Genomic DNA, 13,595 nt, shown 5'->3' with positions numbered 1-13,595 from the left:
CTAAAAAACTAACGAACTCAATAACTTACGAACCTAATAACTTAACCTTAGAATATCTTTAGCTTCTCATTTAAAAAAACATACGCTTTAAGCAATCCCAAAGCTTCCTTTTCAACAGCTTCGCTTCCTCCGTTTCCTGGTTCAGCTGGCTGAGCGGGGGGGTGAACAAATAGGTGGTACCTGCATACGGTTGTTCCTTAAACGGTGGAAAACTAATAGGTAATTGAATATCACCCGGTTCTACTCCAAATAATAACAAAAATTTAGGTTGTAACTGCGTCTTCAACCGGTCAATGGCAACGGGGGCGCTGGCATAATTTACAATGGCTACATCGGCCATATTCAGTTTGCAGGCGCCCAGCATTTTGGTCAGGAACTGCAGATCGGCTTCCGGCACATATACGTCGTTGGGGCAATTTACCACTACAGAGATCTGCTGTTTATTGTTACCCAGGGTTTTGTAAACAACCGGTTCTGTTTGCTGAATTGGTTGGGCAATTGCTACAGGTTCAGCAGGCTCCCCCCCGTCCCCCTCCATTGGAGGGGGAGTCACGGTCTTTGTTTTTGCCGTTTCCTGTTGCGGCAAAGCGCCTTCTTCTGGCTGTATCAACGAGTTACGATACAGATCGGCAATTACAAACCCCGGTAATTTTATATTGGTCAGGCTCATTTTTTAAAAAACGTTCTTTATCAGAGATTTAGCTGTCTATTGGTTTGGTAGATTTAACGAACGACTGTTAGTGATTTATTTGACAGCCCGAAACTTTATTTGTTTATTTGCGGCACAAAAATACTGATTATGGTAGAAGCTTATAGTATCCCGGTTACAAAAATTGAGCGTAGCCGGTTACCGGGGGTTACGCTCGAGAACATTCCTTTTGGAAGAACATTTACCGATCACATGTTAGAGGCGGATTTTGAGAACGGCGAGTGGAAGAACGTGGAGATCAAGCCATACCAGCCGTTGGTGGTGAGCCCGTCGCTGGCAGCCATTCATTACGGCCAGTCTATTTTCGAGGGCATTAAAGCCTATAAGAACGATGCCGGGGAAGCCTGCATTTTCAGGCCTTACGATAATTTTAAACGGTTCAATTTTTCAGCCGCCCGCATGGAAATGCCCGAGGTGCCTGAAGAAATCTTTATAGAAGGCATGCGTAAGCTCATAGAAATGGATAAGAACTGGATCCCGGCGCTGAAAGACCACAGCCTGTATATTCGTCCATTCATGTTCTCGAGCGACGAAATGATCGGCGTACGGCCTTCCGAGACCTATAAGTTTATGATCATCCTGGCGCCTACAGGGCCCTATTACAGCGCGCCCATGCGCATTTATATTGAAGAAAAATACACCCGTGCCGCACCCGGTGGGGTAGGGCAGGCCAAAGCTGCCGGTAACTATGGTTCCAGCATGTATGTAACCGCCCAGGCGAAGAAAAAGGGCTATGACCAGGTTTTATGGACAGACGTGTACGAGCACAAATATGTGCAGGAAGTTGGCACCATGAACGTGTTCTTTGTTATTGGTAATAAAGCCTATACGCCCGATCTGAGCGCTGGCACCATCCTCGCTGGCGTTACCCGCGACAGCGTAATGACCATCCTGGAAGAAATGGGCCTGAAGGTAGAAGAACAACCCATCTCTGTAGATATGTTGATGGATGCCTACAAAGCCGGCGAGCTGCGCGAGGTGTTTGGCACCGGTACAGCGGCCACGGTTTCGCTGATCCGCGAGCTGAGATATAAAGATTTTGTAATGAATTTCGATACTACCAAATGGACGGTGACCCCCGAAATTAAAAGCCGCCTGGACGATATCCGCGAAGGCCGGGTTGCCGATAATCACGGGTGGATGTTCAAAATCTAAACCGGGATTTTTGAAATTTTTGGGATGGCTGGGATATAGTAAGATATTCAAAAACAGACCTCTAAGGGTCTGTTTTTTCTGTTAAATGACATCAAAAGCTGTGTTTTTATCCATATTTTCCCAACAATCCAACGCATCCCATAAATCTCAGTTAAGATTTTTTTGGTTATAAATTTTATCCGCTTAACTTTGCCGTCCCAAAATCAAAAGGTTCAGAATGCCTACTATACAACAATTGGTAAGAAAAGGAAGAGAAATTATTAAGGCCAAGAGCAAGTCAAGAGCTTTAGACTCCTGCCCCTTCCGTCGTGGTGTGTGCACCCGTGTTTATACAACCACTCCCAAAAAGCCTAACTCTGCTTTGCGCAAAGTGGCTAAAGTACGTTTAACAAACAAAGTAGAGGTTATCGCCTATATCCCAGGTGAAGGACACAACCTGCAGGAGCACTCAATCGTGCTGGTGCGCGGTGGTCGTGTGAAGGATTTACCAGGTGTACGTTACCACATCGTTCGTGGTAGCCTGGATACTGCGGGTGTTAAAGACCGTAAACAAAGCCGTTCTAAATACGGTACTAAAAAGGAAAAGGCTAAAAAATAATTTAGACAGCTCTACAAATTTTTATAAATGAGGAAGACCAAAGTAAAAAAGATTCCCTTAGCACCTGATGCCAGGTACAATGATTTGATGGTAACTCGTTTTATCAACAACCTCATGTGGGAAGGAAAAAAGAATACTGCTTTCAATATATTTTATACTGCATTGGACCGCGTTGCCAAAACAACCGGCGAAAATGGGTATGAAATATGGAAAAAAGCACTCAGCAACGTTACACCTGCTGTAGAAGTACGTAGCCGTAGAATTGGTGGTGCTACATTCCAGATCCCTGCTGAAGTTCGTGCTGACAGAAAGATCTCTTTGAGCATGAAATGGCTGATCCGCTATAGCCGTGAAAGAAACGGTCGTAGCATGGCTGAAAAACTGGCTAACGAAATCGTTGCTGCCAGCAAAGGTGAAGGTGCTGCTTTCAAAAAGAAAGAAGATACTCACCGTATGGCTGAAGCCAACAAGGCTTTCGCTCACTTCCGCGTATAACACGAAAGTTATATCTTACCATATACACCCACCAGTTTCCTGGTGGGTTTTTTTGCGTTGTGTTATCTGAACCGGGATTTATGAGATGCCTGGGATTGGTGGGATACGGATAGGATAGTACCGTGAGCAGGTTAGCATATATAGTAGTGCTAATGAGGCACCTGCTGCGGGACTGAGCAAAGGCTACGCTTACCCTTCTTCGCAAATCCTTCGCAAGTTCTTCGCAAATTTGCGAAGAAAGGTAAGGGCTGTCTAAGAGGATTTGCGAAGAAGTTCCGAAGAAACCCTTGCAGGAATTTGATTATAAACGCTTTGTCTTTTCTCCCAAACATCCCGTTAATCCCATAAATCCCAGTTCGGACTACTGCACCATTATCTTACTCGTAAACTCCTTCTTCCCATTCTTCTTAATCATCACAAAGTAAACCCCGCTTTTCAGTCCGTACAGGGGCACCATTTCAATGGTTTGCTGCATGCGATATTGTAACACCTGTTGGCCCAGGGTGTTGTAGAGTATCAGGTAGGTGTTTTGCGGTTCTTCTTTAGTGAGCACCGATAAATAGCCGGTAACTTTTACCGGGTTGGGATAAATAAGATAGCGGGTGGTGAGGAAGTAATAAATGCTTTCGGGATTGCTGTAAATGACCATTCCATTGTTCAGCTCTATCTTAACCCGGTAGGTATTTACCCCGTCTTTGAGGTTCTTATCGGTATGGTTAAAGTATAAGGTGGTAACCGGTTGAAAACTTTGCAAAGGTGCATAACTGCCATTGACGAGCTTCTCAAACGTTATGCGCTGAACATGCAGCGTGGTGCCGATCTCTGCCATCAGCTCACCGGTATTTCCATTATCGAGGTCAACCAGGAAGTTCTTCAGGTAACAGTCAACCCCCTGCATTTGATAGTTGATGGTGTATGCTTTCATGCCGGAGCGATTGGGCGTAACCATTGGTGCTACGGTATACCACAAATTATTACCCGGCTGGCGAATGATGATGCTGGTATCGGAAGAGGTGGAAATGGGCTCCAGGTATTTTTGTCCCAGCCGGAAAACCCGGTAAGTAGTAATGCCGGGGATGCGGTCCCAATACAGCATGGCCGAATCGGGACAGTTAAACCCAACATGAACCGGTAATACAGGTGAAATGGTGAACGTGTCGGACATAAATACCTGTCCGTTGATCGTCATGCGGAGCTGGGCGATGCTGCAGGTGTCGGGCACATGCCAGTACACATTGCCGGGCGACAGGGCAATGGTTTTTTCTATGGTTTGCCAGCTGGCGCCTTTATCGAGACTGTATTCCAGTAAACCGGTATTGGCGCTGAAGGTGGAGGACCAGCGCAGCAGATTATCGGCATCACTTTGGGCATAATCAACAGCGGTAGGGAATTGCCATTGAAACTGATTGGCGGTATCGGTTTGCCAGGCAATGGAGAAAGGCTGGTTAGCGCCGGAGGTAATGGAAGTGCCATTTACCCGGATGGTATAGGTGCCGGAAATGGGGTTATCGATCGTGATCTGTTCAACGGTGTTCAGGTCGTCTTTTTTTCGAACGGCCTGTTTTAACAGGGAATCGATAACCGGCGCCGGGCTAAGTACCCAGGGTTGCCAAACCTGCAGATTGTTATCAACCAGTTCGAGGTCCAGGTCGTTTACCAGGGCTTTGGGCGCGTTGGCTACTGCGGCAGGGTCTGTCCAGCAAAGGGTAACCTTTACCTGCCGGGCATTGGCCGGCACATTGATGGTAAAGGTTTGGGTGAAGTTGGGTAAGGCCGAACCGGTAAAGTACTGCTCCTTCACCAACGCCTGTAATGCCTGGTATGCGTTGAGGCAACCGTAACCCGATTGGTAATCGGGGCCCTTTGTACCCCGGTCGTCGGCGCTGTTTATTAAAACTGATTTTATCAGCGAAGCGGCAGGGAGGGCGCCGTTATGTTTTTCTTTGTAATACTCCTGCAACAACAACACGGTGCCCGACGTATGGGCAGCTGCACCGGAAGTACCATCTTCCCCAAAGGCAATCAGTTCGGGTTTTATGCGCCCATCACAGGCCGGCCCGCGCGAACTGAGAAAGGCCACATTGCCGAATGAATCGGTAGCACCTACCGTTATGATGTTCTTGGCCATTTTAAAACTGCCGGTAAGATTGGCCATGTTACTGATGCCTGCGTATGGACCATTGCTGACCAGGTTGCCCGAATTGCCTGAAGAAAATACATGCAGCAGACCGGGATTGTTGATCATACTGGCGTCATAAGCTGCAGCATCGGCCCCATAATAGTTTTCAATGCCGGTACCATAAGAATGGTTTTGTACCGAAATACCGTATTGTTTGTACACATTATCGCCATCGGGTAATAAGGTGGCAAAGTTGGAGCTGATGAGCGAGGCTGCCGGCGCCACGCCATTGCCGGTATAAAAAGAGTTTTCGCCCCCGGCAATGATGGTGCACATGTAGGAGGCATGTGAAGCAATGAGGCCGGAGGAAAGTGGGGTAGAAATATACCGCGCTTTATAATCGATGTCGGTAGTATCGGGTTTGTTTTCTTTTACCGAGGCCACCATGTTTACACCGTTTAATAACGGGTACTGGCTGTGCACCAGGTTTATGGTGTTAAGGCTGTTATCGAAGGTGCCTACCGCCAGTTCTTCATGCGGAACACGGGGTACATCTACAAACCGTACAAAGGGTTGGTTCAACACAAACGAATCGAGCAGGGAACCCCTGGCCGAAACTACCAGCAGGCCACCGGCATGTTCCTGTAAAATGGTTACCGGTAACTGTTTGGTACGAATATAATTTCTGGCAGAATCGATGTTGGAAGTAACAATCCAGAACACCTGTTCTTTTTTATCGGTGAACAACCGCCTGTTGTTTAATAAAACCGGCGACAGTTTGCGATTGATTGAAATTATATCCCGTTGCGCCTGTACTATAAGTACGGTGAATGAAAGGATAAGCAGCAGAAGCCCGGTTCGTTTCATAATACAATCTACAAAATTTGTGAATGATGGCGCCACACAGATCAATAATTACTATCTAACCCTGGTGGACATACTAAATGCATGAATTTTTTTTTAATACTGCTGCCTTAAATGCCAGCGATTTATGGTTAAAAGCACTGCTTCTGCAACTTTGTTGCTTTAAATAATTTTCAAATATGTTGCAGGATTTCATTAAATTGAAATCAGCTTCTATTTGTAAGCCATTCAATATCCCCACTTACTTTCTTTTTAATCATTAATCAAAACACTTATGAGAAAGAACATCCGTAACACGGCTGCCGCGGCTGCCTGCGTTGTAATGTTATTTGCCTGTCGTAAGAATGTTTCAACTGAACAAACACTCACTCCCTCCGACGAAGCCCTGAGTAAAATTTATGCATTAGGATTTAGTAATAAAAACGTAACCATGGATGAAGAAGGGAATTACCTGGTGGAAGGCGATATCTCCTTAAGCGAAGCCGATCTGAACGCTGCGCCCGAAACCCGGTTTTTACGGGTGGGCAGTGCCGAACAGTACCGTACCTATAACCTGGTAACCCGGTTGCCACGGGTAATTACTGTAAGCATCAGCAAATTGCCGGGCTCTTATACTGCTGCGTTAGATGAGGCCATTGGCCGGTATAATGCAGAAAACCTGCAGATCACCTTTAAACGGGTTAATTCAAAGGGCAATATTGCCATTGTAAAGGCAGGGGGCAATTACCTGGCGTCATCTGGTTTCCCCACTTCCGGTGGTGACCCTTACAACCAGGTAAAAGTAAATTCCGGCGCCATAGGCAGCCAGCCACAGAGTACAGTGGCCAGCATTCTGGCGCATGAAATAGGCCATTGCATTGGATTCCGTCATACCGATTATATGGACCGGTCGTATAGCTGTGGTGGTCAGGCGGTGAATGAAGGTGCCTCAACGGTTGGAGCGGTGTTTATTCCGGGTACCAACCCCGATCCGGATCCCAACTCATTTATGTTGTCGTGCATAGGCTCGGGAGATAACAGGCCGTTTAATGCGAATGATAAGATAGCGTTGGCTTATTTGTACTAGAGGCAGACGGCAAATCCCGACAAGTAGGGACAGGCAGGCAGACATGGAAGGCAAAGGGCAAAAGGCAAAGGCTTCTGCGCGGCAACAAAAACCGCTGCAAGCCGCAAGTAATACACTCCTGCGCGGCTGTGCGGAGCCGCTCGACCCCGCCCGGTCTCCAGGTCTGCCCCTTCGACTACACGCAGGGTCTTTTACGAACTTAATAACCTAATAACCTAATAACCTAAGAACTTAATAACTTAAACTTAGGACTCCAAAGCAGAACTTAATCAAAGAACTACTTCAAACTTTAAACATTAAACTTTCAACTAAATTGCTAATACGTTATACTAACTATCTCGTATAGTGCATTTTAGTAATTCCTGAAAAAACTTTTCCACAATAGCGGTTACCCATACCGTGAATTGGGTAATAAAACGTGCTGGAATGGTGCTTCTGCAACGCAGTTGCCATTTTGCGCAGATGTGTCACTAGATAAATTCGGTACATTCAAATGGTATCACGTGCGGTAACCATACCATTAACCGAACATTAAATCTACAGACACATGAGAAAGACTATCTTCACTTTAACTGCAGTGGTGGCAGTGTGCATAGTTACGCTGTTTGCCTGCCGCAAAAATGTAAAATCAGATTCTAATTCCGTTGTATCAGACGAAGCACTTTCCAAAATTTACGCCCTGGGTTTCAGCAATAAAGATGTAATTCCTGATGGAAAGGGAAATTACATAGTAGAGGGGGATATCCTGCTGAGCGAGGAGGACCTGAATGCAAAAGGCGATGTATCTCTTTTAAGAGTAGCCGGCGAGGAGCAATACAGGACCACCAACCTGGTAAGAAATCTGCCCAGAACAATTACTGTAAGCCTGGCTTCCAATCTCAGTACCTGGTCTACAGCTTTGAATACTGCCCTCAGCCGCTACAACGCGCTGGGATTACAGCTCACATTTACCCGGGTTACCTCGGGCGCCAATATTTCCATCGTGAACGGTTCAGGCAGTTTCCTGGCTTCTTCCGGTTTCCCCACTTCAGCGGGAAATCCTTATAACCAGGTGATCCTCAATTCAAGTCAGGTCGCTGGTCAACCCAATAACACGGTTGCTTCCATTCTGGCGCATGAAATAGGCCACTGTATCGGTTTCCGTCATACCGATTATTTCAACAGAGCCTATAGTTGCGGCGGAAGTGCTGTAAATGAAGGATCTGCAGGGGTTGGCGCCATCAATATCCCTGGTACGCCTACCGGCGCAGATCCCAACAGCTGGATGCTGAGCTGTATCGGGTCGGGCCAGAACCGACCCTTTAATGCAAACGATATCACCGCATTGAACTACCTGTATTAATTTACTATTACCAGTTTGGTTACTGCATGGGGAAAAGTCCTGTCCCGGCTCAGCGGGGGCAGGACTTTCCTTTTAGCGGAAACCCCTGATTCTGCTTTATTTTTACCTTACATTACGCCGAATTCGGGATAATTTTTCATACCTTTGCCCGCTCATTTTCAGGGCATTTTTCCCTGGAACATTAAAAAGAAAATTTAACAAAGTCATGGCAGACTTACGATTACAAAGAAATTTTGGAATTGCGGCACACATCGATGCCGGTAAAACAACTACTACGGAGCGTATTTTGCGCTATACCGGTATGATCCATAAAATTGGAGAGGTGCATGATGGGGCGGCTACAACCGACTGGATGGAACAGGAGAAAGAAAGGGGTATCACCATTACTTCTGCTGCTGTTAGCTGCCAGTGGAACTTCCCTACGATTAAGGGTAAGGCTGACGCCAATACAAAAAAATATTATTTTAATATCATCGATACTCCGGGCCACGTTGACTTTACCATTGAGGTAGAGCGTTCAATGCGTGTACTGGATGGTTTGATCGCCCTGTTTTCTGCCGTTGACGGGGTAGAACCTCAATCTGAAACCGTTTGGCGCCAGGCTAACCGTTACAAGGTTCCCCGTATCGGTTTTGTTAACAAAATGGACCGCTCAGGCGCCGACTTCCTGATGGTGGTTAAACAGGTAAAAGAAATGCTGGGTGCAAAAGCTGTTCCCCTGCAATTACCCATCGGCGCTGAAGATGATTTCAAAGGCGTGGTTGACCTCATCAAAATGAAAGGTATCATCTGGCACATGGAAACAGAAGGTATGACCTTCGACGAAATTCCTGTTCCTGAGGATATGGTGGAAGAAGCCAATGAGTGGAGACAGAACCTGATCGAAGCTGTTGCCGAGTACGACGACAAGCTGATGGAGAAATTCTTCGACGATCCTAACACCATCTCTGAAGATGAAGTACACGAAGCTATCCGCAAAGCAACGATCGATCTGAGCATCGTTCCGATGATGTGCGGTTCTTCATTCAAAAATAAAGGCGTACAAACTGCCCTGGATGCCGTTTGCCGCTACCTGCCTTCACCAGCTGATATCGATGATGTAGTTGGTACTAATCCTGAAACCGGAGAACCGGAAGTTCGTAAGGCTGATCCTAAAGCGCCTTTCGCTGCCCTGGCCTTCAAGATCATGACCGACCCATTCGTAGGTCGTTTGGCCTTCTTCCGCTGTTATAGCGGCCACCTCGATGCCGGTTCGTATGTGAAAAACATGCGCAGTGGCAAAAATGAGCGTATCAGCCGTATCATGAAGATGTTCGCCAACAAACAAAACCCCATCGATTTCATCGAAGCTGGTGACATTGGTGCTGCGGTTGGTTTCAAGGAAATCAAGACCGGTGATACCCTTTGCGATGAAAATCATCCGATCACCCTGGAGAACATGTTCATTCCAGAGCCGGTTATCGCTATCGCCGTTGAGCCTAAAACACAGGCCGACGTTGATAAAATGGGTATGGCTATCGCCAAACTGGTTGAAGAAGATCCTACACTGCGTGTAAATACCGATGAAGATACCGGTCAAACCATCCTGCGTGGTATGGGTGAGCTGCACCTGGAGATCATCATCGATCGTATGAGACGCGAATTTAAAGTTGAGGTAAACCAGGGTGCTCCCCAGGTTGCTTATAAAGAAGCTTTCAGAAAATCTGTTGAACATCGCGAAACCCTGAAAAAACAAACCGGTGGTCGTGGTAAATTCGCCGACATCGTGTTTGAAATGGGACCTGCCGATGAAGAGTGGCTGAAAGAAAACCCTGACAAGGGCTTCCAGTTCATAAATGATATCTTCGGTGGATCTATCCCCCGTGAGTTCATTCAACCTATTCAAAAAGGTTTCGAATCAGCGATGGGCACAGGCGTTCTCGCCAGCTATCCTGTACAGAACGTGAAGATCCGCATCTTTGATGGTAGCTACCACCAGGTTGACTCTGACGGTATGTCGTTCGAGTTGTGTGCAAGAGCTGGTTTCCGTGAAGCCGGCCGTAAAGCACAACCCGTGTTACTGGAGCCAATCATGAAAGTGGAAGTTATCACTCCGGATCAATACATGGGTGATGTTACCGGTGACCTTAACCGTCGTCGTGGTATGCTGGAAGGTATGGATACCCGCGGTAATGCCCAGGTTATTAAAGCCAAAGTGCCACTGAGCGAAATGTTCGGTTACGTTACGCAGTTGCGTAGCTTGTCATCAGGCCGTGCAACCAGCACCATGGAGTTCAGCCACTATTCTCCTGCACCTAACAATATCGCTGAAGAAGTGATAGCCAAGTCAAAAGGCAAGGCGAAAGTAGGTGACTAATTGAGTTCTCATATCTCTTAATATAAGCCCCCCGACTGAAGTCGGGGGGCTTTTTTGTGGATATAACACCCCTTTTAACAATATGTATAACAATATTGCGGATATGTGTTAATGAAATTACAACTAGCAACAGGGCTTTAAACTTACTTTCCTGCTGCGGCTCTAATAAACAGAATACACATTGTAGAACAACTAAAAAATGATTGTATGAAAAAATATCTTAGTCGCATCGTGTTAGCCGCAGCATTGGTAGTAGGATTTTCATTTGCTTCATCTGCACAAGTTGTAGTAAGAGCCCGTTTGAATGCACCGGTTGTAGTACGACCCGTAGCTCCTTCGCCCCATCATGTATGGGTAGAAGGTAACTGGCACCCTCGTCATGGTCATTATGAATATGAACAGGGCTATTGGGCCGAACCACGCCGCGGCCGTCACTATATCCCCGGCTATTGGGCTCCACGCCGTCATGGTTATGTATGGATTGAAGGCCATTGGGGCCGCTAATTCCTGAAATAAGATAATTACGGATCAGGAGTACTTATACCAAAACCCTTCCGATGAATCGGGAGGGTTTTTATTTGCGGTAAGGATAGTTTGGGTTCAATGTCTTAATTTCCTGCCTCAAATTGTATCAGCATGCACCCATCTACTACATGTAAGAGAATTTTATTGGCTCTGCTTACCGCATTTGTACCCGTTATACTGTTTGCCCAGGGCGGCATTAAATGGAACCGTGCCGGTAATGGTTATTACCAGTTGGACAAAGGTGAACTGGACCTGTATACCCTGCCTCAACAAAACAAAACGGTAATTCTTTCAAAAACACAACTGACCCCATCCGGAAAAACGGCGCCGCTGAATATTCAGAGTTTCAGCTTTTCTGCCGATGATAAAAAAGTGTTGCTGTTTACCAATACCAAAAAGGTTTGGCGTTTGCGCACCCGGGGCGATTATTATGTATTTGACATTAATACCGGCGCTTTAACAAAGCTTGGTAAAGACCGCCCGGCCTCCTCGATGATGTTTGCCAAATTTTCGCCCGATGGCGCCAAAGTGGCCTACGTAAGTGAGTATAACCTGTATGTGGAAGACCTGGCCAGCGGCAAGGTACAGCAGCTTACGATGGATGGCAACCGCAAGTTTATAAACGGCACGTTCGACTGGGTATATGAAGAAGAGTTCTCGTGCCGCGATGGTTTTCGCTGGAGCCCCGATAGCAAACACATTGCCTACTGGCAAATTGATGCCCGCAAAACCAAAGATTACCTGATGATCGACAATACCGATTCTGTTTATCCCTTTGCGGTACCGGTTGAATATCCCATTGCCGGTGAAGCACCTTCGCCTTTTAAGATCGGCGTAGTGGATATCGCTTCCGCCAAAACGCAATGGATGGATATTCCTACCGACCCGGTGTTGCAGAGCTATGTGCCCTGCATGGAATGGGCGGCCAATAACAACGAACTGATCGTTCAGCATTTGAACCGCCATCAAAACCAAAGCGACCTGCTGTTGTGCAATGCAACAACCGGCGCTTCACAGGTTATTTATACTGAGAAAGATTCTGCCTGGATCGACATCCTGTCGCAGTGGGACAATGAATACATCTGGGGTGGCTGGGACTGGCTTAACGGTGGCAAGGAGTTTATGTGGGCGTCTGAAAAAGACGGCTGGCGCCACCTGTACCGCGTTTCCCGCGATGGAAAGAAAGAAGTAAAGATCACCAACGGCGATTATGATGTGATAGATATTTCGGCCATCGATGAAAAGAACGGGTATGTATATTTTCTGGCCTCGCCCACCAATGCTACCCAAAAATACCTGTACCGTACCAAACTGGATGGTAAAGGAAAGGCCGAAAGAGTGTCACCGGCCAACCAGGCAGGTACGCATGATTACGACCTGTCGCCCACGGCGCTCTATGCCCGACATGTGTTTTCAAACATGGCCACGCCCTATACCGACGAAATGATCAGCCTGCCTGATCACAAAGGCCTGAACGGGCAGCATGTTGTTGATGACGCCATTGCCGGCGCCGAAAAAAACACCGGCATCGAGTTCTTTAAAGTAAAAACAGAAGAGGGAATTGAAATGGACGGGTGGATGACAAAACCCCGGAATTTTGATCCCAACAAAAAATACCCGGTTGTATTTTATGTATATACCGAGCCTGCCGGTCAGAATGTAAGAGATCAATACCAGGCCGCAAACCCCTGGCTGTACAAAGGCGATATGGCGGCCGACGGCTATATCTATATCTCTATCGACAACCGCGGCACGCCTGTTCCTAAAGGCCGCAGCTGGCGCAAGGCGATCTATCGTAATATTGGAAGAATAAACATCCGCGATCAGGCAATGGCCGCCAAAGAGGTATTAAAATGGCCGTTCATCGATGCTTCCCGCACGGCTGTATGGGGTTGGAGCGGGGGCGGTTCTGCCACCCTTAACCTGATGTTCCAGTTTCCCGAGATTTACAAAACCGGCATTGCCGTAGCGGCAGTGGGCAGCATTTTTACTTACGATAATATTTACCAGGAACGTTATATGGGGTTACCACAGGAGAATGCAGCTGATTATACAGCAGGCTCTGCTATCACCTATGCAAAGAACTTAAAGGGTAACCTGTTGTATATTCATGGATCTGGCGATGACAATGTGCATTATCAGAACGCAGAGTTGTTATTGAATGAACTGATCAAATACAACAGGCAATTCCAGTTTATGAGTTACCCCAACCGTACGCACAGCATTTCGGAAGGCGCCGGTACCTGGGAACATTTGAGCACCTTATATACCAATTACCTGCGGGCGCATTGTGAACCAGGTGGCAAATAATGATCTTCTTTAGGAATTGCTAATTGAGCATTCCTTAACAGAAACTGTTTTTGATT

10 protein-coding genes are annotated in these 13,595 nt (G+C 46.8%); 8 read left to right on the top strand and 2 right to left on the bottom strand.

Features of this window, described 5'->3' with window-relative positions; genetic code table 11:
* Positions 1–70 precede the first annotated feature (70 nt).
* Positions 71–670: a hypothetical protein gene (locus NIAKO_RS23075; protein WP_014220865.1), complete on the bottom strand. Its 600-nt coding sequence runs from the start codon at positions 668–670 to the stop codon at positions 71–73.
* Between the two features lie 129 nt (positions 671–799).
* On the opposite strand from NIAKO_RS23075, the gene NIAKO_RS23070 reads away from it, so the two are divergent.
* The 3 genes from NIAKO_RS23070 (at position 800) to rpsG (ending at position 2,957) form a co-directional block, all read left to right on the top strand.
* Positions 800–1,864, top strand: a complete 1,065-nt coding sequence (locus tag NIAKO_RS23070; RefSeq protein ID WP_014220864.1) for a branched-chain amino acid aminotransferase — start codon at positions 800–802, stop codon at positions 1,862–1,864.
* A gap of 217 nt (positions 1,865–2,081) precedes the next feature.
* Positions 2,082–2,462, top strand: coding sequence for a 30S ribosomal protein S12 (gene rpsL / locus NIAKO_RS23065; RefSeq protein WP_014220863.1), 381 nt, complete (start codon positions 2,082–2,084; stop codon positions 2,460–2,462).
* 27 nt (positions 2,463–2,489) lie between these two features.
* Positions 2,490–2,957 carry a 30S ribosomal protein S7 gene (rpsG, locus tag NIAKO_RS23060; protein ID WP_014220862.1) on the top strand — a complete coding sequence of 156 codons (468 nt, stop codon included), beginning with the start codon at positions 2,490–2,492 and terminating at the stop codon, positions 2,955–2,957.
* Positions 2,958–3,318: 361 nt separating this feature from the next.
* Here the strand turns inward: rpsG and NIAKO_RS23055 are convergent, their stop codons facing one another.
* The gene (locus NIAKO_RS23055) at positions 3,319–5,943 is read right to left on the bottom strand and encodes a S8 family peptidase (protein ID WP_014220861.1); all 2,625 of its coding nucleotides are present in this window, start codon (positions 5,941–5,943) and stop codon (positions 3,319–3,321) included.
* A 271-nt stretch (positions 5,944–6,214) separates the two neighbouring features.
* Here NIAKO_RS23055 and NIAKO_RS23050 point away from each other — a divergent pair, with 271 nt between their 5' ends.
* From NIAKO_RS23050 to NIAKO_RS23030, 5 genes are all read left to right on the top strand, one after another.
* Positions 6,215–7,006 carry a M57 family metalloprotease gene (locus NIAKO_RS23050; protein ID WP_014220860.1) on the top strand — a complete coding sequence of 264 codons (792 nt, stop codon included), beginning with the start codon at positions 6,215–6,217 and terminating at the stop codon, positions 7,004–7,006.
* Positions 7,007–7,553: 547 nt separating this feature from the next.
* Positions 7,554–8,348 (top strand): M57 family metalloprotease, encoded by a 795-nt coding sequence (locus tag NIAKO_RS23045; protein WP_014220859.1) that lies wholly within the window; start codon positions 7,554–7,556, stop codon positions 8,346–8,348.
* 205 nt (positions 8,349–8,553) lie between these two features.
* The gene (gene fusA, locus NIAKO_RS23040; protein ID WP_014220858.1) at positions 8,554–10,704 is read left to right on the top strand and encodes an elongation factor G; all 2,151 of its coding nucleotides are present in this window, start codon (positions 8,554–8,556) and stop codon (positions 10,702–10,704) included.
* A gap of 207 nt (positions 10,705–10,911) precedes the next feature.
* Positions 10,912–11,208 (top strand): YXWGXW repeat-containing protein, encoded by a 297-nt coding sequence (locus tag NIAKO_RS23035; protein WP_014220857.1) that lies wholly within the window; start codon positions 10,912–10,914, stop codon positions 11,206–11,208.
* Positions 11,209–11,340: 132 nt separating this feature from the next.
* Positions 11,341–13,539: a S9 family peptidase gene (locus tag NIAKO_RS23030; protein WP_041347176.1), complete on the top strand. Its 2,199-nt coding sequence runs from the start codon at positions 11,341–11,343 to the stop codon at positions 13,537–13,539.
* Positions 13,540–13,595: the final 56 nt, after the last annotated feature.

It is taken from the genome of Niastella koreensis GR20-10 (assembly GCF_000246855.1).
Lineage (GTDB): Bacteria > Bacteroidota > Bacteroidia > Chitinophagales > Chitinophagaceae > Niastella > Niastella koreensis.
This window is presented reverse-complemented; position numbering and strand designations above follow the sequence as displayed.

What these genes read in the sequence shown, in the direction of transcription:
- NIAKO_RS23045 (WP_014220859.1), top strand. Translation starts at nt 7,554, where the DNA reads ATGAGAAAGACTATCTTCACTTTAACTGCAGTGGTGGCAGTGTGCATA.
- NIAKO_RS23070 (WP_014220864.1), top strand. Translation starts at nt 800, where the DNA reads ATGGTAGAAGCTTATAGTATCCCGGTTACAAAAATTGAGCGTAGCCGG.
- rpsG (WP_014220862.1), top strand. Translation starts at nt 2,490, where the DNA reads ATGAGGAAGACCAAAGTAAAAAAGATTCCCTTAGCACCTGATGCCAGG.
- NIAKO_RS23030 (WP_041347176.1), top strand. Translation starts at nt 11,341, where the DNA reads ATGCACCCATCTACTACATGTAAGAGAATTTTATTGGCTCTGCTTACC.
- NIAKO_RS23035 (WP_014220857.1), top strand. Translation starts at nt 10,912, where the DNA reads ATGAAAAAATATCTTAGTCGCATCGTGTTAGCCGCAGCATTGGTAGTA.
- fusA (WP_014220858.1), top strand. Translation starts at nt 8,554, where the DNA reads ATGGCAGACTTACGATTACAAAGAAATTTTGGAATTGCGGCACACATC.
- NIAKO_RS23050 (WP_014220860.1), top strand. Translation starts at nt 6,215, where the DNA reads ATGAGAAAGAACATCCGTAACACGGCTGCCGCGGCTGCCTGCGTTGTA.
- NIAKO_RS23055 (WP_014220861.1), bottom strand. Translation starts at nt 5,943, where the DNA reads ATGAAACGAACCGGGCTTCTGCTGCTTATCCTTTCATTCACCGTACTT.
- NIAKO_RS23075 (WP_014220865.1), bottom strand. Translation starts at nt 670, where the DNA reads ATGAGCCTGACCAATATAAAATTACCGGGGTTTGTAATTGCCGATCTG.
- rpsL (WP_014220863.1), top strand. Translation starts at nt 2,082, where the DNA reads ATGCCTACTATACAACAATTGGTAAGAAAAGGAAGAGAAATTATTAAG.